The sequence below is a fragment of the Flavobacterium endoglycinae genome (assembly GCF_017352115.1).
Classification (GTDB): Bacteria; Bacteroidota; Bacteroidia; order Flavobacteriales; family Flavobacteriaceae; genus Flavobacterium; species Flavobacterium endoglycinae.
On the sequence record NZ_CP071448.1, the window covers coordinates 4,959,747 to 4,986,354 of the forward strand.

Genomic DNA, 26,608 nt, shown 5'->3' on the forward strand with positions numbered 1-26,608 from the left:
CTGCTTTTTTAAAACGAATTTACTTTCAAAATATTGTCTATCTAAAAAATTATCTATGGATAAAAAACTACTTTTTGGATTGCTATGGTTTTTTAGCAGTCTTTCTCTTTTTGCCGGCAATACTCTAAATATTCCCATTCCGGATTCAGAATATCAGGCTTTAGTAGATTTTTACAAAGCTGCGGGTGAATCAAACTGGAATAACAAATGGAATACCAGAGAAAATAACCTGCACGAAGTAGCGTGGTACGGAGTAACGGTCGAAAACGGACACGTTACTGGTATTGATCTTTCTGGAACGAGTAATATTTCTGGTACAATTCCAGCTTCTTTCGGGAATTTAAAATACCTTAAAACACTTTCTCTTTATGGCGGAAGTTATGGAAAAGATTTCAGTGCCGCAGATCTGGGTTCGCTTTCTGGATTAGAAGCTTTGGAAACTTTAGATATGAGATATTGCAAGGTGAAAGGAGCAATTCCTGCATCGTGGTCCAAGTTAAAAAAGCTGAAAACACTTTATTTAAGCAACAATGCTATTACAGCACTTCCGGCAGAATTTGGACAAATGGAAAGTCTTGTTACTGTAGATTTATCACAAAATCAGATACAAGTTCTTATCAAAGAACTTGAAAACTTAACGGCTTTACGATCGCTAAGTTTATCCAATAACAAGATTTCGACTATTGTGGGTTTGCTGGGAAATCAGGTAAGTCTTGATTTGTATTATCAAAACATCAGCCTGGCAAACATTGTGTATAAAGGAATTGATTTAAAGATAGACAATTTGCCTAATATCGTCTATTACAATAAAGCAAGCAGTGATTTTTCGATTAAAAGACAGCTTTCTCTTTACGTAAGAGGTTCTCAAATTGGAAGTTATATTACAGTTGCTCAGGATGGCAGTGTTACGATTCCTGCATCTTATTTGTCAAGTATAAAAAATGGAGATGAGGTGTATTTGTACCTTCAATATGACGGAAATGCTGCGACTGCGCATTACAGCAACGTTTATTTTACCAATATAAAAGTAAATCAGGCCGTAGTTTCAAATGTTGAATATCAGGCTTTGGTTGATTTTTACAACGCTATGGGCGGGGCAAACTGGAACAATAAATGGGACACAAACGAAAATAATCTTCACGAAGGAGCTTGGACAGGTTTAAGCATCGAAAACGGACACGTAACTGGTTTGGATCTTACATACACAAGTGGCGTAACGGGTTCTATTCCGGCTTCTTTCGGGAATTTGAAATATCTTAAAAATCTTTCACTTTACGGATATTACAATAAAAACTTAAGTAGTACTGATTTAAATGTGTACTCAGAACTGCAGTCTCTTGAAACTTTAGATTTGAGATCAAGCAATACAACAGGAGCCATTCCGTCTTCTTGGAGTAAATTAAAAAAACTAAAATCAGTTAATCTAGGAAACAACGCAATTACAGCTTTGCCAGAAACGATTGGTGAAATGGAAAGTCTCGTTTCTTTCGATGCCTCTTCAAATCAAATTAAAAGTATTCCAGCTTCAATTGGTAATCTGGCGAATCTAACCACTTTAAATTTATCGTATAACCAGATCGAAGCAGTAATAAAAGAACTGGAAAATATTGCAACGTTAAAAACTTTGAATCTTTCAACTAACCGAATATCAAATGTTGCAGCTTTGCTTAGTAATCAGGTGAACCTTGATTTGTACACGCAAAGTGTTAACGTTGAAGGTTTGGTTTATACCGGAGCCGATGTTGTGATTCTGTCGTTACCATCGATAGTAAATTACAACCGAAACCAAAATGATTTTTCTGCCAGAAGACAATTTGCCGTTTATGTAGGCGGAAATCAAATAGGAAGCAATATTACAATGGCAGCCGACGGAAGTATTACCGTTCCTGCGGCCTATCTTTCGACTTTAAAAACAGGAGATCAGTTTTTCTTGTATTTACAGTATGACTCAGGATCAGGAAATATTTCATACGATTCGAGAGTATATTTTGTAAATGTAAAAGTAGATCAGCCAAAAATCCCAGATGCAGAATATCAAGCTTTAGTAGATTTCAACAATGCCATGGGAGGGGCAAACTGGAATAATAAATGGGATGTTTCGACTAATAATTTACACGAAGGTGCTTGGTATGGTGTAAGTATCGAAAACGGTCACATTACCGGATTAGACCTTACCTATACAAGCAGTGTTTCGGGAGCAATTCCGGCTTCTTTCGGGAATTTAAAATACCTTAAAAATCTTTCGCTTTACGGATATTATGGTAAAAATTTAAGCACAACAGATTTAAATGTATTTTCAAATTTAGATGCTTTAGAAAGATTAGACTTAAGATCGACTAGTATTTCAGGAACGATTCCGTCTTCATGGAATAAATTGAAAAAATTAAAAACAGTTTATTTAAGCAACAACAGTATTACCACTTTGCCAGATACTATGGGCGAAATGGAATCTTTGGTATTTTTTGAAGCTACTTCAAACCAAATTACAGCACTGCCGGTATCAATAGGAAATCTGACGAAATTAGAAACTTTAAATCTGGCTTATAATAAAATTGAAACCCTGATTAAAGAACTTGAAAATATACCAACTTTAAAAACAGTTGGACTTTCAAGCAACCGAGTTTCTAAAATCGAAGGACTTTTGAACACTCAGATAAATCTGGATTTAAATTCTCAAAATATAAATATTGATAACATACTTTATGAAGGTACCGATGTAAAAGTCGAAAACCTGCCCAATATGCTTTCGTATAATCGAAACAAAAATGATTTCTCTTCTCTAAGAAAGTTCAATTTGGTTTTAAGAGGAAACCAGGTCGCAACTGATTTGGTAATGGCAGCAGACAATAGTATTACTATTCCAGCATCATTACTTTCTTCATTAAAAACAGGAGACGAATTGTATTTGTATCAGCAATATGACGGTGTATATGGAAATTCATACGATTCGAGAGTATTTTTTACCAATATCAAAATCAATCTTCCACAGATTCCTGACGAAGAATATCAGGCTTTAGTTGATTTTTACACCGTAATGAATGGTGCCAACTGGAATAATAAATGGGATGTTTCGACCAATAATTTACACGAAGGCGGCTGGTACGGAATCAGTATCGAGAACGGCCACATTACCGGACTTGACCTGAATAATAATTACAATGTTTCGGGAGTGATTCCAGCATCGATTGGTGATTTAAAATACTTGAAAAACCTTTCGCTTTATGGCGGAAATTATTCAAAAGATTTAAGCACAACAGATTTAGGCGTTCTTTCTGAATTGGAATCACTTGAATTTTTAGATTTAAGATACACCAAAATAAAAGGAGCACTTCCAGAATCTTGGGGAAAACTTAAAAAGCTGAAAACAGTATATCTGGATTCGAATGCTATTACAGCTCTTCCAGAAGCTTTTGGCGGGATGGAGAGTTTAGTAACCGCAAACTTATCGTACAACCAGATCAAAGCCATTCCAGTTTCTGCCGGAAATCTAACTTCTCTGGTAACTTTAAATATGTACAACAATCAAGTTGAAGTTTTAATTAAAGATTTAGCAAAAATAACCACTTTAAGAACTCTAAACCTTTCGTACAATAAAGTTTCAGATATTAAAGGATTATTGTCGAATCAGGTTTCATTAGAAATAACCTCTCAAAACATCAGTGTAGAAAACTTTTTATACGAAGGTGTAGATGTAAAAGTAAGCAACCTTCCAAATTCAATGCTTTACAACAGAGCATTAAATGATTTTTCGGCACAAAGACCGTTTCGATTATTTATTAATGGAAATCAAGTAGGAAACACACTTAGAGTAGCAGGCGACGGAACGATTACCATTCCAGCAGATTATCTGGCTTCTTTGCGAACCGGAGATGAATTGTATTTGTATCAAGATTATGATAATGCAGGACAATCATCGTACGATTCAAGAGTGTATTTTACCAATGTAAAAGTAGATCAGCCAAAAGTTTCAGATATTGAATATCAGGCTTTAGTTGATTTTTACAACGCCATGAACGGAGCCAGCTGGAACAACAAATGGAATGTTTCGACTAATAATTTGCACGAAGGCGCTTGGTACGGAGTAAGTATCCAAAACGGACACGTAACAGGATTGAACCTGAATAACAATTACAATGTTTCGGGAGCAATTCCGGCATCTTTTGGCAATTTAAAATATTTGAAAAACCTTTCACTTTATGGCGGAAATTATTCAAAAGATTTAAGCACAACAGATTTAAACGTTATTTCTGGATTAGAAGCTCTTGAAGTGCTTGATTTAAGATATACGAAATTAAAAGGCAAAATAACCTCTTCATGGAGTAAACTTCAATCGTTAAAAACACTATATCTGAATAATAACAACATTGAAGATGCTGATGAAGCGTTGGTACATTTACCACTTTTAAAAACGGTTGATTTTTCATATCAAACGATTACCATTCCAACTATCGAAGTGGGAGCAAACGAATTGGTTATCAACCTTCCGGTAATGTCGACTTTCCTATTTAATGCAAATGGTGGCGTTATCAATAACAAAAACTATTTTACACTTTACATCAATGGTGTAAACAAAACGTCGAATTATTCAAACGCCGAAGGAAAATTAGTATTCAAGGATATTGCTTTGTACGGAATTAAATTGACGGATCAAATTAGAATTGTTCAGAATGATGGAACGGCTCAGCAAACTTCAATTAATTACACGCAAGTTGTTTTTGGAAAACCGTTAACTGACGAAGAATTCGAAATTTTGAAGAAAATCTACAACAGCACAAACGGAGCACAGTGGACTCAGAAATGGGATATTTCGCAAAACAAACTCCATGAAGTTAGCTGGTATGGAGTTGGAACAAAAGAAGGACACGTAGTTTCGTTAAGTCTTGCTGCCAATAATTTATCTGGAACACTTCCAGCTGAATTATCAAACCTGACATATTTGGAAACTTTAAATCTTCAATCAAACGCTATTGAAGGATCGCTTCCAGCAGATTTAGGAAAACTGACGAATTTGAAAACATTAAACGTTCAGTCCAATAAATTCAGCGGTACCATTCCGATTTTATATGGCATTTCTGGTTTGAAAAAATTCTCTATTTCTGGAAACTTATACAAAGGAACGATTCCGGGACATTTAAATGAATTTGAAAACATCGAGCAGATTGATTTATCAAACAACGGTTTTGATTCATTAGAAAAACCATTTACCTATAATACAGCCAACGTGTATGTAAACTTAAGAGGTCAAGTAATTGCAAAAGATGAATATTTATATTTAAAAGGCGACGAAATAAATGTCGATATTCCGGCTATTGCTTCTTATAATGATGCAGCACAGGATTACAGCGGTAAATACCAGTTTGAATTACAGGCAAACAATTTTAAAATTTCTGAAGCAACAGCAGTTGACAATGCGATAACATTTCCAAATATTTCTGTTTCAAGCATTCCAGCAGGAGCAAAAATTACGATTTGGCAGAAAAACGGAACATCGCAAGGAACTTATTTACAATTTAAAGGAATTGCTGATGGTTCTGAAACACCATTAATTGCTGCAGAATATAACGCTTTAGTGGCTTTCTTTCAAAGTGCAGGAGGAACTGGATGGAAAGAACCTTGGGACATTTCATCAAACAATCTGCATGAGAAAAAATGGAAAGGTGTTACAACAAATGACGGACATGTTGTTTCAATCAACCTTCCAGATAATAATTTAACTGGAAACATTTCTTCAGAATTAGGAAAGTTTACGGAATTGCAAAACCTAAATTTAACCCGCAACAAATTAACGGGATCAATTCCTGAAAGTGTTTCGAAAATTACAAAACTTAAAACAGTTGATCTTTCAGAAAATGCATTAACAGGAATCGATGCTGCTTTTGCAGTTTCAGTAAACTTTAAAATTGATCGTCAGAAAATCAATTTAGGAGAATTGCCTTTGACACTAAATGCCGTTTTAAAAGACAATAAAATCAATCGTTACGATCATACCAATTCGCTGTTCAATACCTCTCAGTCGTACAATATGACGCTGAAAGAGTATTTCCAAACCGTAACCGTTTCTGGAGAAGGTCTAAAACTAACGAGTATTTTCAGCGAATGGAATGTGCCAAACAACCAAACATTAGAATTGAGACAAATTGCTGGTGCAGCCAGAAACAGCGTTTTAACATACACCATTACGTATAGAGAAGGAGATTCTAATTTAGACGGAATTGTAAACATTCTGGATATTCAGTCATCATTGAACTATATGTTAGGTCAGAAACCAAACTTTTTCAACTTTGGTGCGGCCAACATCAATAAAGATCAAAACCTGAATGTACTGGATATTATCGCTTTGATTAATAAAATTCAGTCGGGAACACTTGAAAAACCAGCCAATACAAAACGTCCAACATTAGAAAGTTCTTCAGATGTTGTATTGAGTATTGAAGATGATGTATTGTATATCGACAATCAGTCAGCTTCGGCATCAAGTTTTGATATTCGTTTAAAAGACGTTAGCAAATCAGAGATTAAAGAATTGCTTTCAGATATTGGTTTTACAGCTTCAGTTGGAGAGCGTAACGGAGAAGTGAGTATCGTTGGATTCTCAATGAATAATTCGCTTTTTGGAAAACAAGCTGTTGCCAAAGTGTCTTCGAAAACAAATATTGTTTCGGCTTTACTTTCAAATCAGCAAGCTCAAGAATTAAGTTATACCATAACGCAGAAAAACTTAGGAGTTGACGATAATGATCCAGCAGCGAAAATAACATCTCTTTTAAATTATCCAAATCCATTTACAGACACTACGGTAATCAAATATTATTTACCAGAAAATGCATCAAAAGCAGTCTTAAAAGTTTTTGATTCTCAGGGAAGATTAGTCCGCACACAATCGAATCTTGAAACGTCTGAAGGAAACCATGAACTTTCCTTCAAACGAAACGAAATGGCATCTGGGGTATATATCTACACGATAGAAACCCAGCTTTCATCAGGGCTTGTGACTTTTAAAGGAAAAATGTTAATACAATAAACGATTTATAATGATACCACACGAATTAAAAACAATGAAAATAAAACCTTTTCTGGTCTTTATCTTCCTATTTTTAGGGACATTTCTCTATGCACAGAATAGTTTAAAAGTATTAGACGTATCAGCAGGTCCCGGAGACAAATCGGTGATTTCAATAGATTTGGCTAATGCCGATGAAGTAGTGGGAGCCGAGTTTACATTAACCCTTCCGCAGGGATTGATCGTAAGCGAAAAAGACAGCAAAATTATCGAAAGCCGAAAAGGCGATCATGCTGTTTATGTGAACATTGAAAAGAATAATCCAAGAAACTATCACTTTATTATTCTTTCGATGACCAGCACACCTTTTAAAGGAAACAACGGAACTGTATTGCAAATTCCGATAGAAATTCCTTTAAATTATACTTCGGGACAAACCCATAATTTAGATTTGTCCGGAGTAGTTTTAAGTTCTAAAAATGCAACCGATATTGGTTCAAACCATGTAAATGGAAAATTGACAATTGCTCCGGCACAATTTCCGGATTTAACCGTTTCAGGAATTGCTGCAACCGAATCTAAAATTTCTCCAGAAGGTAAAATTTCCCTTTCATGGTCAGTTGATAATATTGGCGATCGTATCGCTTCTGGCGGATGGATTGAGCAAATCAGTATTGTTTCGGATCAAACCGGAATCGAATACAATTTGGGTACCGTTTCGTATAATGAAGATTTAGACAAAAAGAAATCTGTAAGCCGAAGCGCTGTATTTAATCTTCCAAAAGTATTAGGAATTGAAGGCAACGTAAAAGTGAGAATCAATCTAATTGCCAATACTTCTGTAAAAGAACCAGAAGAATTAAAAACCAATAATAAAGTAACAGCGACAGGAAGTATTCTATTAGAGAAAAAACTGTATTTGGTTTTAGATAAAAAAACGATTGATGAGAATTCAACAGAAGTTATCCGCGCTACTTTAACACAAAGCGGGGACAGAAGCGCAGACAAAACGTATGCACTTGCAGCTTCTCTGGCTTCGCAGTTACAATTTGATGCGAATGTAAAAATCTTAAAAGATCAGTCTTCGGTTGTTTTCTACATCAAAACAATTGATAATACGGTAAATGACGGAAACAGAACCGTAAATCTTTCGGTTTCAGGAAATGATTACACAGCAGTTTCAGAAAACATCGAAATTATAGATAACGAATTCTCGGTTATTACTTTAACACCATCAAAAATTTCAGTAACAGACGGCGAAACAATAACCGTGAATGTATCAACTGATTTTGCTAAAACAAGAGATACTAAGTTTGTTATTACAGCAGATCAAAGTTCACGTTGGACAGTTCCAACAGAAGTTATTCTTCCTTCAGGAAGCAAAACGACTTCTTTTACCATTACGGTTAAAAATAACGGAGTTCCAGAACCAACCGTTGTTGGTAAGCTGACTTTAAGAGCCGAAGGTTTTCAGGCGGGAAATACAGACATTACCATTAAAAGTTCAAACGTCCCAGCTTTTGAATTAGAAATTAGTCCGCAGACCATTTCAGAAGCTGATGGAGTTTACGCTACTTATGCCACAATTAAACGCGTAAGCAAACCAGAAATCAGCACTAATATTCGTTTAAAAGCGAGTGTGGCCAATGCTTTGATTTTGCCGGAAACTATTGATTTTCCTGCGAATGTTAATCAGAAACGATTCAATATTGGAGCAGTAAATAACGGTATTGTTGATGGAACTAAAACGGTTGGTGTTACGGCAGAAGTATATATTTCTTCTTGTAATTGTACTCTTCCAGCCGGAGCAAACGGTAGTGCTTTAAGTAAAAATATTACTGTTTTAGACAGCAATGGTCCTGCTTTAAATGTAAAAGCCAATCCGTCGACTGTCAAAGCAGGAGTAGAAAAAGCGTCTAAAATAACCATTGCCAGAAACACGGTAGACAAATCGACAGAAATTACGGTTAAGCTTTCATCTGACGCTCCTACTATTGTTTCTATTCCTGCAACCGTAAAAATTGCAATAGGACAAGAAAGTGTTGACGTAGATGTTAATACGATTATCGATGCCACAAAAACAGGAGATCAAACCGTTCGTATTCAAGCTGAAGCAGATAATTTCAGTTCTGGTTTTGCTTGGATTTTAGTAACCGATCAAAATAAACCAGATGCCATTGTTAATTCGGTAAAAACAGTAGCTCAAGCGAATGGAGATGATGTTGTTGAAGTTACGACTTCGATCACCAATCAAGGATTTGCGCTTTTGGCAAAAGGGACAAAAATCGAATATTACTTATCAAAAGATAAAACCACTAAAAATGCCACACTGATTACATCTTTTCAAATTGATAAAGATATTGAATCGGGCAAGAAACTGGATTTTGTAAAATCAATCAGACTTCCACAGCAGGCTGGTGATTATTTCTTAGTAGCCGCTGTAAATGCAGATCAGAAAGTAAGTGAATTGTCATACACCAACAATGAATCTTTTGCAGCAATCAAACTGAATTCAAGTTATTCAGCGACAGCGGCAGTTTCTAAAGCAGTATACAAATCTGGTGAAGTGGTTGCGATTACAGGATCGGCTAAATTGACAAATAATTCTCCAGCAGCTAATAAAGATGTCGAAATCATTATTATCAACGAAGGCTTTTCACGTGCTTTTAAAGTACAAACAAACGCCTCTGGAAACTTCGTTTATAACTTCGAACCGTTACAGGCAGAAAGTGGTCATTATACGGTAAGCGCAGGTTATCCCGGAACTACAAATGCAGTACAAGCACAATTTGATATTGTTGGTTTTGAATGGACTAACAAACCGGCAGATTATTTAAAATGGGATGTTGTGACACAAGTTCCTTACAAAGGTGAATTTAAGTTAAAAAACAACAGTAAAACGCCTTTAACAAATGTAAAAATAGAATTACCAGCCGATGCCGGATTTACAATTCAAACAGATCCATTAACATTGGCAGCTGGACAAGAAGCTATTTTGAATTATACAATACTAGCCGAAACACCATCTACAGAACAAAAATACTACAGCATTAATTTCAACATTGTATCAAATGAAGGAGCAAAACTAGCTGTTTTAGCGTATTATCATGCCAAAGCACAAACGCCAAAACTAGCTGTAAATCCAGTAAGCATCAATACAACGATGATTAAAGGAAGCTCTCGTTTTTATGAATTTGCAGTAACCAATACAGGAGCTATAAATGCTGAAAATGTAAAAGTTGAAGTTCCAAATATGGAATGGATGAAACTGAAAAGTGCTCTTGTAATTGAAAAAATTGCTCCAAACGAAACTATAAAAGTAATTTTAGAATTAGTTCCAACTGATAAGCAGCAATTGAATGTACCATTGACAGGTAATTTAGCTTTAAATCCACAGAACGGAGGTGGAGTAGCAGTACCTTTTAGAATTGAAACCGTTTCAGAATCAAAAGGTTCATTGCAGGTTGATGTAGTTGACGAATATACTTATAACACAGAAAAAGCGCCTCATGTTAAAGGAGCAAAAGTTGTAGTGCGTCACCCATTCTCTGGTGCGGTTATAGCTGAAGGAGTAACTGATGAAAACGGATTATTCAATACAGAACAAATTCCAGAAGGATATTACACACTTACAGTAACAGCAGACAAACACGATACGTATCAAAATAATATATTAGTTGATCCAGGAAAAGTAACGACACAAAAAGTATTCATTTCGTATCAAGCGGTTAGTTACGAATGGGTTGTTAAGCCAACTGAAATTACAGATGAATACCAGTCAGATTTAGTAGTTAAATTCGAAACTAACGTACCAAAACCAGTAATTGTTATCGATATCGATAATCCAGTACTGGACTTAAATGTCGGCGAAAGCAGAATGAGTTACGCAACCGTTACTAACCACGGATTAATTGCATTATCAAATGTGACTTTTAATGTTGATAGCCAAGGAGATTATAAGTTTAAGCTTATGATTGAAAAAATGGATGCGTTAAATGCTAAGTCAACTATCATTGTTCCAATTCTGATTACAAGAACAGCTTCAACAGGAAAAAGTATGGCCGGTGAAATTTGTAGTTATAACTTAATAACAAAAGGAACTTATGTTTGCGACAGTGAAAAAGATGCAGCAGCTTTTAAACCTTATTACAAATTGACTTGTTATACTCCAAGTACGCCAGTTGCTGGAGGAAGTCCAAACTTCAATGGAGGTGGTTTTGGAGGATTAATTCCTATTGGAACTGCAATTGGAAATATAGTTACAGCACTTCCAACTATTTGTGATTATCCATGTCTTGTTTCTGTAGCATCTGCTGCAGGAGGATGTTTTGGTGGACCTGCTGCAGCGGTAGCAAGCTGTATGATTTCACTTGCAACAGCAAACACAGGATTCTGGGTTGCAGTTGCAGCAGCTTCTTGTATACCGGGTCCTATAGGATGTACTGTTGGGGTAGCATCAGCACTTTATACTTGCTATGGTAGTATGACCGGAAAAGCAAACAGCACAGATTTTATTGATCTGATGTATAACGATATGCAGATTATTAAAGATGGGCAGGAGGCAGCTTTAAATAGAGTCAAGGCCTATTTAGGCAATGATCGATTACTGGAAAGTGCCAATTTTCATGACTTTATAAAACAAATAGCAGTAAATGTTGATACTGGAAAACCATTTTCGGCAGATGACATTGCTAAAATTAAAATAAATCTGGCCGCTTCAGATATATCAAGTCAAGAAATCGATAATTTCTGTAATAGATGGAACAAAACCCTTGAAGCATGGAATAAAAATATTAAAGTTCCGAATGCAGAATATCCAAATATCATCAATAAAAATGATCTTGATGAATATGACAGAGTAAGAGATTTATTAATTAAACGTACAAGCGATAGAGGTTTTATGTCTGCTTCAGAAATGCATGAAAAAGATTTAAAAGACCTTGATGAATATATCAAAGACAGATCTAACAAATCTTCGGTTTGCGCTACTGTTACAGTTAAATTCTCTCAAAAAATCACTATGACGAGAGAAGCGTTTGAAGGAACTTTAACATTAAACAATGGAAGTGATTCAAATACGATTAAAGATCTAAATTTAGATTTAATAGTAAAAGATGATGCAGGAAATGACATGACACATTTGTTCCAAATCAACAAAGATGCTTTCTTAAGTGGAACAGGAACAGTTGGTCCAAGTACTAGCGGATCTGGAACAGTGATTTTTATTCCAACAAAAGATGCAGCGCCAACAGTACCTAAATCATATTCTTTTGGAGGTACATTATCATATTTAGATCCAAATACAGGAGACAGAGTTAGTGTACAACTTTACCCAGTAACATTAGATGTTAATCCAAGTCCGGATTTAGTAATGCATTATTTTATGCAGCGTGATATTTTAGGAGATGATGCGCTTACAGAAAAAGTTGAACCAATGGTTCCAGCAGAAATGGCATTATTAATTAAAAACGAAGGATACGGAATAGCAAAAAATGTTCAGGTAGAATCTGTTCAGCCAGAAATTATCGAAAACAAAAAGGGTCTTTTAATTGATTTTGAAATTGTAGGAAGTAACTTAAATAATGAACCAAAACAATTAGGATTATTAAATGTTGATTTCGGAAATATTGAACCTCAAAAATCAGCTATAGGACAATGGTGGTTTACCAGTACTTTATTAGGACATTTTGTTGAATACGACCTTAAAATAAAACATTTAAGCAGTTACGGAAACAAAAACCTAAGTTTGATTAAAGCATCGTACGTTCATGAATTGATTAAGAGTGTAAGAGCTTATGGTGACGGACATGACAATGTAAATGATTTCTTAGTGAATGATCTTGTAGATATTCATGACACACCAGATGCTATTTACTATTCTAACGGAGAAAGCGACGAAGTATATAAAGTGAAAACAGGAACTGTTTCTAATGCTATTTCGCCAAGTAAACTAACGACAACCCTAACTATGGATTCGTCAAAAACAGGTTGGAATTACGGAAACATTGCAGATCCAGGTTCTGATAAATACAAATTAGAAAGAGTAGTAAGACAAAGTGATAATTTAGAATTGCCAATTGAAAACTTCTGGCAGACTTTTGTGACTTTAAGAGATGGTGCAGAACCAAGGTATGAAAACAACCTTCATTTCTTAGATAAAATATCAGGATTAGAGAAATATACTCTATACTATGCAGTAATAAATAACAATGTGCCAAGAGTTGAATCTTTTGGAGAATTGCCATCGACAACTACAAAAGCAGTAGAATCGATTCAGGTAAACTTTAATAAAGCTATTGATCCGAATACATTTACAGCTCAGAATATTAAATTGATTCATCAAGGAAATACAATTCCGTTCGATGACAGTTTTATCGGAAAAGTAAATGATTCCACTTATGTTCTAAATATTAAAACATTGTCAATTGCTTCAGGCTACTATGAATTAACCGTTCAATGTGCCGGAATCAAAGATTTAGAAGGCAATGAAGGTGTTGAAGGAAAAGCCGTTTCTTGGATTCAGATTATAGGCGAATTAGGAATTGTTCAATTCAAAAAAGACCAAATTGAAGCGCAGGCAGTAAACAGCGTTGAAATTCAGTTTAACAAACCAGTAAAACCAATTCAGTTTACAAAAGACAAGCTGACTTTAAACGGACAGCCTCTTGAAAATATCTCGATTGTTACTGAAGATAATCTGAAATATACAATCGTAGGATTAAGCGAGTACAATAAAGTAAGCGGACAATACGAACTTTCAGTTGATCTGCCAACCATAAAAGCAGAAGACAATACTTTTGGATTAATTGTACAGTCAACAAAATGGAAAGTAGATATTACCATTCCGGAGATTGATACCTTTACGCCTAAATTCCAAGGAGCAGTAAACAGTCAGAACGTGACCGACATGTTGATAACACTAAACAAACCCGTAAGCAGTTTCGACAAAAACTGGATTACGCTTTACAAAGGAAGTGTAAACCTAAATGCAAACGTAACGGTTACAAAACAAGATGATTTACATTACTTGATTTCTGGTTTAGGAGAATATACGCAGACAGAAGGTGGTTACAAACTGGTAGTCGACCAGTCAGCTTTAAAAGATCTTTCTGGTAATTTAGGAACTGGAAGTGCAAGCACAATGTGGGAAGTGAAATTTGGAAAACCAACTGCACCGCAAAACATGCGTATTACGCCAGACAGAGGAGTTTCGCAAACCGATAATATTACTTCCGGTAACGATGTATCGATTGCACTTACTACAACAGGAAATAAACAAACAGTTGAATTGTATGTGGTAACGCCAACAGGAAGAACATTAGTAAGCAAAAAGACTCAGGAAACCGCAGGACAACTTCTGATTTCGGTTAAAGATTACTCTGGTAAAAATACTTTTGAAGCTATCGCTTATGATGAATTCGGAAATGCAAGTGATGTTTCTAAAGTAGAAGCGTATATTGATATCGTAGATTTAAACTGTACAATAGTGCCGTTAAGCCTAAACAACGATTGTTCTGAAACCGACGCTTTAAAAGTTCAGTTTGATGATGAAATTGCAGCATCTGGATTTACGAAGAGCGAAGTAATCGTGAAATCAGGCGGAATTGTGGTTCCAAATGATGGTATTACATTCAAAAAAATATCAGATAAAGAGTTTGAAATTGGAAACCTTCAGTCATTTAGCGGAAGCCACTCATTTGGAGTTGACTTGACAAAACTGAATAAAAAATCAAGTGGTTTGCAAGGTAAAGGAGCAGTATGGGCAACCGTACAGCCATTTGAACATAATGCAGCGACAATTACTGGAGAATTGCTTATTACAGACTCTAATGCCATAACAACGTATACTGCAACAGATTTTATGACCGATTACAGCTGGACAGTTACCGGAGGTGAAATCGTAGAAAAAATCAATAACACAATTACCGTTAAATGGACAGAAAAAGGAGACCAGACGATTACGCTTAATTACAGCACGCCAGCTTTATGCGATAAAGCGACATCGTTAGATGTAAAAGTAGATGCCACTTTATCTGTAGACGATAATCCTGTCTTCGGTAAAAATGGTTTAGTACTTGCTCCGGTTCCAAACAACGGAACTTTCACAATGACTTTGTCAGGCGATGACGGAATTTTCAATCTAACAATTTATGATGTAAACGGAAAAACAGTTTACAAACACGATAAACTGCCAATCACAGACAGTGTTAGAAAAGAAATCCAAACCCATATAAAATCTTCAGGAATGTATTTCTTAATCCTGCAAAAAGCAGATAAGAGTTATAAAACGAAATTCTTGGTGAAGTAATAACCAAAAGAGAGGTCACATGACCTCTCTTTTTTTATAATAAATTCTGTAAATATAAACAAGGCTTGTGTTCAAATCCCACCGTAACGAAGCGTAGATCCTAAAATAAGCATAGTAATTCCAATTGCAGTGACAGATAAAATTATCGCAGCAATTTTCTTAATGTTGGTTTCATTTAGGTTTGGGATTATATAAAATTGGGCACATACAGCACAAAAGAAAGTCAGGAAAAGCAAGATTAATTTAATTGAAATTACTTTTTCAAAACCACCTGAAAAGCTGAACCAGGTTTCGAAGGTGACTCCGAAATCATAAGCCATCCAAATTCCGGTTATAATTAAAACAACCAATGACGACATACCAAGTGTTTCAAACTTTTTCTCAAAATCGAGAATAATATGCGGATCTTTCTTTTTTAAAGCTGCTGGCAGATAACAAACACTCAGCAGTAAATGTCCGCCAACCCAAATTGCTGCAGCCAAAAGATGAAAGATGAGGATAACGTGGTGTAAGCCCATAGTTAATTCGGTTTAAATTCCCAGTGTCAAAATCAAATTCAGAAAAAATAAGCCTGATTACGTTATGACTTAAAAGTATCAGGAGGACTTTTAAATCTGGCGCGTCATAATCAATTAATCGATCATGAATCAGGCTTTTTAATATTCAGATTGAAATTTTTGTATCTTTTTTACGGGATAGCAATTAAAAAATAATCTCAGCAAATTTCTTTTTGAGATGCTTTACATTGTTTAATAATAAGAAGTGCAACAGCAAGCATATTTGAAAATTCTATAAATGGAATTGTAATTTCATGAGTTTCTATAAGTGATGCAGCTGTGTTATTGAGCATTTCTATTTTTTGAATGGCCAGATCTGCATTGCGATCCTCGCTGGTATAAAAAGCGGTAACGAGAGATTGAAGTTCTTTCTTTAAAATCGTAAATGCATGATAATCATTTGATTGTTCTGCTTTAGGAAACTTCGGAATTAATATTTTGCTTGAAAAAGTAAATTCGGCAATTGTTCTATCGATATTTTCTGAAGCCTGATGTGCAAAAACCAAAGCTTCAAGAAGAGAATTTGATGCCAGACGATTTTTTCCATGAAGTCCTGTTCTGGCACATTCGCCTACAGCATATAAATTATTTATTTTAGTTGCCCCGTTTTGATCGACTTTAATCCCTCCGCATTGATAATGTGCTGCAGGAACAACCGGAATCACATCTTTTTCTGGTTTTATTCCCAATGCATTACAATGTCCCGCAATTATTGGAAAATGTGCATAAAATTCAGCCGTATTTAAATGTCTGCAATCTAAGTAAACATGATCTTTTCCAGTCAATTGAAGTTCCTTACTAATAGCATCAGATATCATATCTCGCGTAGACAATTCGCCTCGAATATCATATTTAAATAAAAATCGTTTGCCTTCTTCGTTTACAATATGAGCACCAAAACCTCTCACTGCTTCAGAAATTAGAAACAACGGATTTTCATTAGAAACCAAAGCCGTTGGATGAAACTGAATATACTGCATATCTACAATTTCTGCTCCAGCACGTGCAGCCATAGCCAATCCGTCGCCAGTGGCAATTTTAGGATTTGTCGTGTTTTCAAAAAGTTGTCCGCATCCTCCAGTACTCAGTACAATAGCTCGTGTTCTGATGTATTTTATTCGGTTATGTTTTTTTTCATAAAAAAAAGCGCCCGTACAAATAGTTTTATTCTTTTTGGTTTCGGTATTCAGATCAATCACCATATGATTTTCCAGAAGTTCAATATTGGGCAATTTCTTAATGATTTTAAGCAGCTTTTCCTCAATTTCCAATCCCGAACTGTCTTTGTGATGTAGTATTCTGTGCTGCGAATGTCCGCCTTCCAGACCTAAATCCCATCTGCCTTTTTCGTTTTTGTCAAAAATGGTCCCAATATCAATTAATTCCTGAAGCCTTTCTGGAGCTTGTTTAATCACCATATTAACAACTTCTTTATCACATAAGCCTCCTCCAGAACGAAGTGTATCGTGTATGTGTTTGTTAAAGCTGTCTTTTATAAGATCAGTTACTACTGCAATTCCACCTTGAGCGAGCTGTGTATTGGTGTTTTTTGCCTTTTCTTTAGTCATGATAACAATTGATAAATCCGGACGTTTTTTTGCGGTTTTCATAGCAAAAAATAATCCTGAAATACCAGAACCTATAATAAGTATATCCGTTTTAATCATGTTATTTGATTTAGAGTTATTGTATATTTATGATAAGGCAAGCATTTTCTCTATAGGTTTCAGCGCTTTAGTCCTAAGATCTTCTTGAATCAATATTTCAGGACTTTCATTTTTAAGGCACCAGTACAATTTTTCGAGTGTATTCATTTTCATGAAAGCACATTCGCTGCAGGCACAGCTGTTGTCTTCTGTGGAAGGAGCCGGAATCAGTGTCTTCTCAGGTACAGCTTTTGAAAGCTCATGAAGGATACCGGCTTCTGTAGCCACAATGAAAACGGCAGCAGGATCCGTTTTAATAAAATTAATAATACCCGAAGTCGAGCCAATGTAATGAGCCACTTTCAGTATATGACTTTCAGACTCCGGGTGGGCTGCAATTTTTGCAGTTGGATTTTTTGTATAAATTTCAATAAGTTTGTCCAGTGAAAAGGCCTCATGCACCACACAAGAACCTTTCCAGAGAACAAAATCACGTTTGGTTTCTTTTTGAAGGTAATTCCCCAGATTTTGATCAGGAGCAAAGATAATTTTCTGATCAGCCGGAATAGAACCGATTACTCTTTTGGCATTTGCCGAAGTACAAACTAAATCGCTCATAGCTTTTATTTCGGCAGAACAATTTATGTAAGTAACTACCACATGATCTGGATATTTTTCTTTAAATGCTTTAAAATCTTCAGGACTACAACCATCCGCAAGTGAACATCCAGCTTCCCAATCTGGTACTATTACTTTCTTGTCAGGATTTAATATTTTGGCAGTTTCAGCCATAAAATACACTCCGGCAAAAACAATAATAGCAGCGTTGGTATTCTGAGCCTTTTTAGCTAATTCAAGACTGTCTCCAATAAAATCAGCTACATACTGAATGGCATCATCTTGATAATAGTGAGCCAGAATAACCGCATTCTTTTCTTTTTTCAATCGGATTATTTCCTGTGCTAAAAAGTTCTTATCCATCTCTTCAATCATCATTTTCCACATTTCTAATACTGTGGTTTATTTTTATTTGTTTTTGGAATGTTCTTACGTGTAATTTTAATAGCGTAAATGTATTATCAACATTCTTTTTAAAATATGATTCTAATCATACTTGTTTATATTTATTTTTATATTGTTACCGTTGAAATTTTACTCAAATCTTTACTTCATTTCTAGGTCATTTTTGTAATTCATCCAAAATTTGTAAAATCACACTTTTTCCAAATAAAAAAGCTCCCAATTTTGCAATTGAGAGCTTTTGAAAAATCTGGTTAGAATGTTTTAGATTCTTGTTTTAGTATCGACAATTTTGCTTACGCGAAAAACTAAATAAATGGTAAGCAACATAATCGATGAAGCCACCATGGCTAAAATATCATAATGCTCAAGTGGTGCATAACTGTCTTTTTGTACAATAATCAATCCAGCGATTACCGCTCCAAATCCTCCAGCCATTTGCTGTAAAGACGAGTTAATACTCATAAAAGCGCCTCGATCCTGAGGATCAGGAACCGCAGAAGTTAAAGTAGTCGATGGAACCATTCGGCTCATGATTGTAACCATCATAAATACATTCGTAAGTAAGACAATTGAAAATGATGTTGGACCAAAATGCGAATAAATATTAATTAAAATCACAGCGGATACCGTAGCAAAAGCAAAGATTTTAAATTTGTTGACCTTATCACTTAGTTTTCCGATAAAAGGCATTGAAATCAATGTCGCAATTCCGGTAACCATAAATAATAAAGGCAGTTCGTCATTAGTTACTTTTAGATTATTAATTGCAAAAGCACTTCCAAAAGGCATCATCATAAAACCTCCAATAGAAAGCAGGGCAGTAGACATAAAACCAACCTGATAATTCTTTTTTGAAATAGTATGAAGTAAATGCTGCACAGCTGTTTTTTCCTGTTTCAGGTTTAGATGTTCTGCAATAGGCTGTAATCTAAAGTATAAAATAGCAATGATTATTACGGCCATTCCGGCAATCCATAAAAAAGGCACGTGCCATCCCCATGCATTAGCAATGTAAAGTCCAATTGGGATTCCAAGAACCTGGCTCACACCAAATCCCATCTGGATAAACCCCATTACTTTTCCTCTCTGCTGTAAACTAAATAAATCAGCTACAATTGCCATTGAGATCGAACCAATTACTCCGCCAAATAATCCGGTGAAAATACGTGCTCCAACCAATAAATAAAAGTTAGGAGCAAGGGCACAGAATAAAGTTCCTATTGTAAATCCAACGTAAAAGAAAAGCAAAAGCTTTTTTCGGTCGAATTTATCGGCGAAACCAGCAGTTAGTAATCCCGAAATCCCGGCACTAAAAGCATAAGCCGAAACGGCAACACCAAATTGTGATGCCGTGATTTTTAATGTTTTCATCATAATATCTCCAAGAGGAGACATAACCATAAAATCCAGTACAACCGTAAACTGGGTTATGGCTAATAGAAATATAACAAGTTTTTGGTAACCATTAAAACTTGTTGATTGAGTTTGTTTTTCGTTCATATATTATTGTAATTCTTTGCAGTCAAAATTGTGAAAATTCAACAAATCGATTATTTGACCTGCATTTAGTTTCTCGCTTATAACTCTAAGTACGCAGTCAATATCTTCTTGGTCAATGGTCCATTGCAATATTGATTTGTTCGCATTTAGAAACGTTGCGATTTTGTTTTTACTAGACTCTGTTTTTATATTAGTTGCGAATATCAATACATTCATAACATAAAAATTTAAGGTGTTAATGCTTTAATTATTAGTTCTAATGCTTCTTTTTGTACATCCTTGGTCAGCGTGAAAGGCGTTTCGCCGCCAAGTCCTTTTCCTTTTTCATGAAAACGAAGCAGATTGTATAAAGGTCCGTATGCGATACTCCAGAAAACCTCTTTAGAAATCGGAACAATCTCTTTTCTTTCGATCGCTCCAGTCAGAAACTGTGTCATGATTTCTTTAAATTCTGCCAGACTTTCATTCACTATTTCTTCGCCATAATTAGTGTTTTGAAGAATTCCCCAGCAGGCAATTTTATCGGTGTTTTCCATCATAAACTTAGAACGGTTTTCCCACTGTTTAGCAAGACCTTCTGCAAAAGGCATGTCTGGTGAAAAACCTTTTAAAGAACTTTTAAAAAAATAAGTGCCCAGTTCGGTTCCCACTTTTTTAATTAAATCTTCTTTATCAGTATAATAAATGTAAAGAGTCGCGACAGATATACCACATTCTTTTGCTAATCGGTTCATTGCAAAGCCCTCGATGCCGTGCTTTACAATCATTTCTATGGTTTTCTGTTTGACTATTTCTTCTTTATTAGTATCTCTCGTTCTCAATATAAAAGGATTTTAGTGATGCAAATATATAATAATAAATGAATGTTTGCTTATTTATGAATAATTATTTTTTAGAAATTAGAATCTTCAGTTTTATATTTTTTATTATTTTTACTACTAACAGCTATCATATGAATCTGATTTTGTATGAGATACTGATTGCATTACTAACATTTAATAACCACAAACATGAGAAAAAACAACGATTTTGGTCTGCTGATACTTCGTCTTGCAGTAGGGATATTAATGCTTTTCCACGGTATTGGAAAACTTAACGGAGGCATAGAATTCATAGGCGGCATGCTTTCAGGAAAAGGAATTCCAAGTTTTATAGCCTATGGCGCTTTAATAGGCGAAATTTTAGCACCTCTTTTAATTATAATTGGTTTTAGAACTAGAATCGGAGCTTTGTTAATGGCTATAAATTGTTTAGTCGCATTTTTACTAGTTCACACAGGCGATGTGGGCAAGCTGAGTGAAACTGGAGGCTGGGCATTAGAACTATTAGGTTTGTACTTTTTCGGTTCGCTTGCTTTGTTTTTTACAGGAGGAGGAAGTCTGGCTGCTTCAAAAAACAACAAATGGGATTAAAATTTAAATTCTAAAATTGAAGATCATAATACAGGTAATCAATAAATTGTAATAAAATTCTACAAATAAATTAAAGAGGCTGTAAAGCCTCTTTTTTGATGCATTATTTTAAGAAAAAAATAACAGCCCCAGACCCCGAAAAACCTAAATTCTAATGTTATTTTAATGTTGCGCCCAAGATTTCGTTCTAACTTGCACCCCATTAAGGATTGAAAAAATGTTGAGCCAAATTAGAAATAGTATCTTATGTAAATGCCTGCAGGCGTTGCTTATCGGCTATTTTTTAATGAGCAGTATAAATATTTCGAGCACCTTCGGACGTATCATTAAAAACAATACCGAGACGCATACTGTAAAAGGAATCACCTGTAACTTTCTTAAAAAAATCTTTAAATGTGACGGAATCCCAGAAGAACTGGATGATTACGAAACAAAAGACACTAAAACTGCTAAACTCGCAAAAGGAATTCCTTTATTAGACTATTTAGTGCCTGCGCATACTTCGTTGGCAGGTTTGTATTTCCAGATGGGAACACGCGGAAAAAAATACATCGACAATCCGATTTTTTCTTTCGGATTTCACGGTAAAATTCATCTACCGCCTCCGCGACTTATTGTATAAATACTTAATTTTGTTAGGATTAGAATAATTTCTAATTTCCTTAATACGGTTTTTACCGTATAGTAACATCTATCTATTAACGTTGTATTTATATAAAAATTCATGACACCTTTTAAACGTTTTATTAGTTTACTCAAGCTGGACAAGCGCGATGTATATCAAATTATATTTTATGCCGCTTTTGCCGGTTTAGTAAATCTTTCACTGCCTTTAGGAATTCAGGCCATTATTAATTTTATTCAAAGCGGACAACTTAGCGTATCGTGGATTGTTCTGGTTATTTTGGTAACCATTGGAGTTGGTTTTGGAGGAGTGTTAACGATTCTTCAGCTGCGAATTGTAGAAAATCTGCAGCAGCGAATTTTTGTTCGTTCTTCTTTTGAATTCGCTTACCGACTGCCTTTGATTAAATTTAAAGAAATGTATTCAGAATATGCGCCAGAAAAAGCCAACCGTTTTTTCGATACGCTTATGGTCCAGAAAGGAACCGCAAAACTGCTTTTAGATTTCTGTACCGCCTTTTTGCAAGTAGGCCTGGGGATTATTCTACTGGTTTTGTATCATTCTTTCTTTATGGTAATCGGACTTTTATTTATCGCCATTTTATACATCATTTTTAAATTCTCTTATAAAGATGGATTAGAGACAAGTTTGAACGAATCAAAATTCAAATATAAAGTAGCTGCCTGGCTTCAGGAAATTGCCCGCAACCGCGACAGCTTCCGTAAAAAAGGAGGTTTTGAATACGCGTTGGAACGCAACGATGGCTACGTATCACAATATGTAAACTACCGTGAAAAACACTTTCAGGTAATGAAAAAACAATACATTCAGCTAACTATATTTAAAGTTATTGTTACAGCTGCCTTACTATCAATCGGTGGTTTTCTGGTAATTCACCACCAAATGAATATAGGGCAGTTCGTAGCAGCTGAAATCGTAATTGTATTGTTAATCAATTCGGTAGAAAAAATCATTTTTGGTTTAGAATCTTTTTATGATGTATTAACATCTGTAGAAAAAATTGGTCAGGTAACCGATCTGGAAATTGCCTGTATTCCAGAAACCTCTGCCATCAGCGAAACTGGAATTACAATTGAAACCGAAAGTATTGCTTATAACTATCCGGATCACAATAAAAAAGCGCTTAAAAACATCAACCTGAAAATTAATCAGGGCGAAAAAATTATTTTAAGAGGAACTAACGGAGCTGGAAAAAGTACCTTATTACGACTTCTGGCAGGATTGCTTGAACCAGAAAGTGGTGCCATGTACGTAACTGACAATTTTATGAATCGTCTTAACGAAGATAGTTACAGAGCACAAGCAGGAACTCTATTGCAAGGCGACACCCTTTTTGCAGGAACCATTAAAGAAAATATTCTTTTTGGAAACGAAGCTCTTAATACAGACGATTTAAAATGGGCATTAGACAATGTAGGTCTAACGCCAGACATTAAAACCTTCCCGAACGGATTAGAACATCAGGTTCATCCGGGCGGAAATGAACTTTCGGCTTCAGATGTTCAAAAAATTCTTTTGGCCAGAAGTATTGTTCACAGACCTAATATATTGTTCCTTGAAGATCCGGTTGATAAAATGGATGAATTGACTTCGAGTAAAATTGTTGATTTTTTACTTTCTGAAGAAAATGACTGGACGGTAGTTGTAACTTCTAAAAATGATATTTGGAAGAACAAATGCAGCCGTATGATAACGATCGACGATGGGAAAATTATTAACGACATAAAGCTTTAATCATGCTTAATATATCTAAAGAAAATAATGTACTAATAACTCCGGGCAAATACAAGTCTATTACAAGTGTTGCCCGAAGACCTCATTATAGAATTTTAAACAAAGTAATAATCGGATTTTTGATATTCGCTGTAGGATGTCTTTTTCTTCCGTGGACACAAAATATATCTGGAAGCGGTTCTGTTACCACTTTAAAACCAGATCAAAGACCACAAACTGTTCACAATGCCATTGCTGGAAGAATCGAAAAATGGTACGTTCAAGAAGGTGATTATGTGAAAAAAGGAGATACTATTGTTTTTATTTCTGAGGTAAAAGAAGATTACCTTGATCCAAATTTGGTAGGCAATACAAAACAACAGGTTGATGCCAAAAAAATGGCTGTTGAATCGTATGGCGACAAAGTAAATTCACTTGAAGTTCAGGCGAAATCCCTTAATACAGAAAGAGAATTGAAATTACAGCAGGCTCAAAACAAGATTAGACAAGCGCAGCTTAAAATAAAAAGCGACAGCATGGATCTTGAAGCCGTAAAAACACAGTTAAGAATCGCCAAAACACAATTTGACCGTTCAACAGCATTAAACAAAGAAGGTTTAAAACCACTTACAGATGTTGAGCAGAAAAGATTAAAACTTCAGGAATCTGAAGCGTACATCATTACACAGCAAAATAAACTTTTGAGCAGTAAAAACGAATTGATAAATGCCAAAGTTGAAATTAGCCGTATTACCGCTGAATATGCTGAGAAAATTTCAAAATCAAGAAGTGATAAATTTACCGCTTTAAGCACACAATACGATACAGAAGTTCAGGTAAATAAATTGCAGAATCAATATGTAAATTACAGTCTGCGAAACGGTTTGTATTACATTACAGCACCTCAGAGCGGTTATGTAAACCGTGCCTTATTAGCAGGTTTGGGAGAAACTATTAAAGAAGGAACACCAATTGTAAGTATTATGCCGGCAAGCTATGATATTGCCGTAGAAACCTATGTAGATCCAATCGATTTGCCGCTGGTACATCGTGGTGCAAAAGTACGTGTTTGGTTTGATGGATGGCCTAGAATTGTATTTTCAGGATGGCCGGGCTTATCATACGGAACTTATGGCGGAAAAGTAGTAGCAATCGAAAACTTTATCAGCGCCAACGGAAAATACAGAGTCCTGATTTCTCCAGACGGACCAGATAATAAATGGCCGAAGGAACTGAGCATAGGAGCAGGGGCACAAAGTATTGCATTGCTTGAAACCGTTTCGGTATGGTATGAAATATGGCGTAACCTAAACGGATTCCCGCCAAATTATTATAAATCAGACGAAAAAGAGGCAAAAAATGGAAAAGACAAAAAATAAATTGAAATACGTTGTACAACTGTTTTCTCTTTTATTTTTATTCAGTTTTTCGACTCTTTACAGTCAGGATTTTAATAAAGAAGAATTAAGTTACAGCGAATTTTTGGGATATGTAAAAAAATACCATCCGCTTGTAAAACAAGCCAATTTAGAAATAAGCAATGCACAGGCAGCCCTTATGATGGCACGAGGCGGATTTGATCCTAAAATTGAAGTAGATTACAGTAAAAAAGAATTCAAAGGAACCGAATATTATTCGCTCTTAAACAGCAGTTTCAAAATTCCGACGTGGTATGGAATTGAAATTAAAGCTGGTTTTGATGATACAGACGGACAATATTATAACCCGCAGAATCGTACGCCTGAAGCCGGATTGACTTCTCTTGGTGTAAGCGTGGCATTAGGGCAGGGCATGTTCATAAATCAGCGTATGGCCGATGTAAGAGAAGGAAAATTACAGCTTAAATTAAGCGAGGCACAGCGAAAATTACGAGCAATAGAAGTTTTATATAAAGCAAGTGAAGCTTATTTTGAATGGAGAAAAAGCTACAACGAAGCCCAATTGTACAAACGATATTTAGGATTTGCCAGCACTCGTTTTCAAGGTGTAAAAAAACTGATTGAATTAGGAGATGCGCCTTCAATTGACAGTGTTGAAGCTGGAATTACCGTGAGAAACCGTGAATTAAACGTTGAAAACGGAAATCTGAAATTAGCCAAAGCACAATTGTATCTGTCTAATTATTTATGGATTGAAAACGTTCCGGTAGAATTGGGTGAAATGGTAAAACCAGAAGAAAACCTAAGTCTTACCGTTGAAGGAACGCTGAAAACAGATGCTATGTTAGTAGAAGTAGAAAGTCTGGAATCGCATCCTAAAATTCAAGCATTAGAAACTAAAATGGATATGCTGGAAATTGGCCGAAAATTAAAAGCCAATTCATTGCTTCCCAAATTAAATGTAGGGTACAATTATATTTCAGAACCTGCTTATTTCGATTCCTTTAATGCCGATGATTATAAGTTTAATGTCGATTTCAGTATTCCGATTTTCCTAAGAAAAGAACGTGGAAGTTTGAAAATTGCCAAACTGAAAATTCAGGATTTAAAGTACGATATCGAACAGCAGAGACTTGAACTTAAAAATAAAATAAAAGCACAGCAAACCGAAATAGCTTCTTTAAGAAGACAAAAAGGTGTGATTGATAATTTGGTTAAAGACTACACGACCATGCTGAATTCAGAAGAAAAACTGTTTTCATTTGGTGAAAGTTCCATCTTTTTAATCAATTCACGAGAAAATAATCTGGTAAGCGCGAAATTATCGCAGATCAGCATTGAGAATCAATTTTATATTTCAAACGCCGAATTGTACAAGATACTTGCAAACCCAGATTAGAAAATTTATTTTCGACTTAGTTATT

13 protein-coding genes are annotated in these 26,608 nt (G+C 35.3%); 7 read left to right on the forward strand and 6 right to left on the reverse strand.

Features of this window, described 5'->3' with window-relative positions:
* Positions 1-55 precede the first annotated feature (55 nt).
* Together J0383_RS21480 and J0383_RS21485 are read left to right on the forward strand one after the other, a co-directional pair.
* Positions 56-7,021 carry a leucine-rich repeat domain-containing protein gene (locus J0383_RS21480; RefSeq protein ID WP_207295997.1) on the forward strand — a complete coding sequence of 2,322 codons (6,966 nt, stop codon included), beginning with the start codon at positions 56-58 and terminating at the stop codon, positions 7,019-7,021.
* Positions 7,022-7,055: 34 nt separating this feature from the next.
* Complete coding sequence (locus tag J0383_RS21485) at positions 7,056-15,308, forward strand: T9SS type A sorting domain-containing protein (protein WP_239023142.1); 8,253 nt, start codon at positions 7,056-7,058, stop codon at positions 15,306-15,308.
* Positions 15,309-15,379: 71 nt separating this feature from the next.
* Here the strand turns inward: J0383_RS21485 and J0383_RS21490 are convergent, their stop codons facing one another.
* The 6 genes from J0383_RS21490 to J0383_RS21515 form a co-directional block, all read right to left on the reverse strand.
* Positions 15,380-15,826: a CopD family protein gene (locus tag J0383_RS21490; RefSeq protein WP_207295999.1), complete on the reverse strand. Its 447-nt coding sequence runs from the start codon at positions 15,824-15,826 to the stop codon at positions 15,380-15,382.
* 197 nt (positions 15,827-16,023) lie between these two features.
* Positions 16,024-17,532 carry an L-aspartate oxidase gene (gene nadB / locus J0383_RS21495; RefSeq protein ID WP_207296000.1) on the reverse strand — a complete coding sequence of 503 codons (1,509 nt, stop codon included), beginning with the start codon at positions 17,530-17,532 and terminating at the stop codon, positions 16,024-16,026.
* 27 nt (positions 17,533-17,559) lie between these two features.
* Positions 17,560-18,492, reverse strand: coding sequence for a quinolinate synthase NadA (nadA, locus tag J0383_RS21500; protein ID WP_207298747.1), 933 nt, complete (start codon positions 18,490-18,492; stop codon positions 17,560-17,562).
* 303 nt (positions 18,493-18,795) lie between these two features.
* A complete protein-coding gene (locus tag J0383_RS21505; RefSeq protein ID WP_207296001.1) occupies positions 18,796-20,034 on the reverse strand; it encodes an MFS transporter in 1,239 nt (412 codons plus the stop codon).
* Positions 20,035-20,037: 3 nt separating this feature from the next.
* Positions 20,038-20,250 (reverse strand): hypothetical protein, encoded by a 213-nt coding sequence (locus tag J0383_RS21510; protein WP_207296002.1) that lies wholly within the window; start codon positions 20,248-20,250, stop codon positions 20,038-20,040.
* Between the two features lie 11 nt (positions 20,251-20,261).
* Positions 20,262-20,855: a TetR/AcrR family transcriptional regulator gene (locus J0383_RS21515; protein ID WP_207296003.1), complete on the reverse strand. Its 594-nt coding sequence runs from the start codon at positions 20,853-20,855 to the stop codon at positions 20,262-20,264.
* Between the two features lie 189 nt (positions 20,856-21,044).
* On the opposite strand from J0383_RS21515, the gene J0383_RS21520 reads away from it, so the two are divergent.
* The 5 genes from J0383_RS21520 to J0383_RS21540 all read left to right on the forward strand — a co-directional run bounded on the left by J0383_RS21520 (position 21,045) and on the right by J0383_RS21540 (position 26,583).
* A complete protein-coding gene (locus tag J0383_RS21520; protein WP_207296004.1) occupies positions 21,045-21,446 on the forward strand; it encodes a DoxX family protein in 402 nt (133 codons plus the stop codon).
* A gap of 286 nt (positions 21,447-21,732) precedes the next feature.
* Positions 21,733-22,068: a hypothetical protein gene (locus J0383_RS21525; protein ID WP_239023144.1), complete on the forward strand. Its 336-nt coding sequence runs from the start codon at positions 21,733-21,735 to the stop codon at positions 22,066-22,068.
* 102 nt (positions 22,069-22,170) lie between these two features.
* A complete protein-coding gene (locus J0383_RS21530) occupies positions 22,171-23,826 on the forward strand; it encodes a peptidase domain-containing ABC transporter (RefSeq protein ID WP_207296006.1) in 1,656 nt (551 codons plus the stop codon).
* A gap of 2 nt (positions 23,827-23,828) precedes the next feature.
* Positions 23,829-25,184, forward strand: coding sequence for an HlyD family secretion protein (locus J0383_RS21535; protein WP_207296007.1), 1,356 nt, complete (start codon positions 23,829-23,831; stop codon positions 25,182-25,184).
* Positions 25,165-26,583 (forward strand): TolC family protein, encoded by a 1,419-nt coding sequence (locus J0383_RS21540; protein WP_207296008.1) that lies wholly within the window; start codon positions 25,165-25,167, stop codon positions 26,581-26,583. Before J0383_RS21535 ends, J0383_RS21540 begins: the two co-directional genes overlap by 20 nt.
* The last annotated feature ends 25 nt before the right edge of the window (positions 26,584-26,608 follow it).

Bases quoted from the DNA above. Each gene is read 5' to 3' on its own strand.
- J0383_RS21525 (WP_239023144.1), top strand. From the start codon at position 21,733: ATGAGCAGTATAAATATTTCGAGCACCTTCGGACGTATCATTAAAAAC.
- J0383_RS21485 (WP_239023142.1), top strand. From the start codon at position 7,056: ATGAAAATAAAACCTTTTCTGGTCTTTATCTTCCTATTTTTAGGGACA.
- J0383_RS21480 (WP_207295997.1), top strand. From the start codon at position 56: ATGGATAAAAAACTACTTTTTGGATTGCTATGGTTTTTTAGCAGTCTT.
- J0383_RS21505 (WP_207296001.1), bottom strand. From the start codon at position 20,034: ATGAACGAAAAACAAACTCAATCAACAAGTTTTAATGGTTACCAAAAA.
- nadA (WP_207298747.1), bottom strand. From the start codon at position 18,492: ATGGATAAGAACTTTTTAGCACAGGAAATAATCCGATTGAAAAAAGAA.
- J0383_RS21520 (WP_207296004.1), top strand. From the start codon at position 21,045: ATGAGAAAAAACAACGATTTTGGTCTGCTGATACTTCGTCTTGCAGTA.
- J0383_RS21490 (WP_207295999.1), bottom strand. From the start codon at position 15,826: ATGGGCTTACACCACGTTATCCTCATCTTTCATCTTTTGGCTGCAGCA.
- J0383_RS21530 (WP_207296006.1), top strand. From the start codon at position 22,171: ATGACACCTTTTAAACGTTTTATTAGTTTACTCAAGCTGGACAAGCGC.
- J0383_RS21540 (WP_207296008.1), top strand. From the start codon at position 25,165: ATGGAAAAGACAAAAAATAAATTGAAATACGTTGTACAACTGTTTTCT.
- J0383_RS21510 (WP_207296002.1), bottom strand. From the start codon at position 20,250: ATGAATGTATTGATATTCGCAACTAATATAAAAACAGAGTCTAGTAAA.
- J0383_RS21535 (WP_207296007.1), top strand. From the start codon at position 23,829: ATGCTTAATATATCTAAAGAAAATAATGTACTAATAACTCCGGGCAAA.
- nadB (WP_207296000.1), bottom strand. From the start codon at position 17,532: ATGATTAAAACGGATATACTTATTATAGGTTCTGGTATTTCAGGATTA.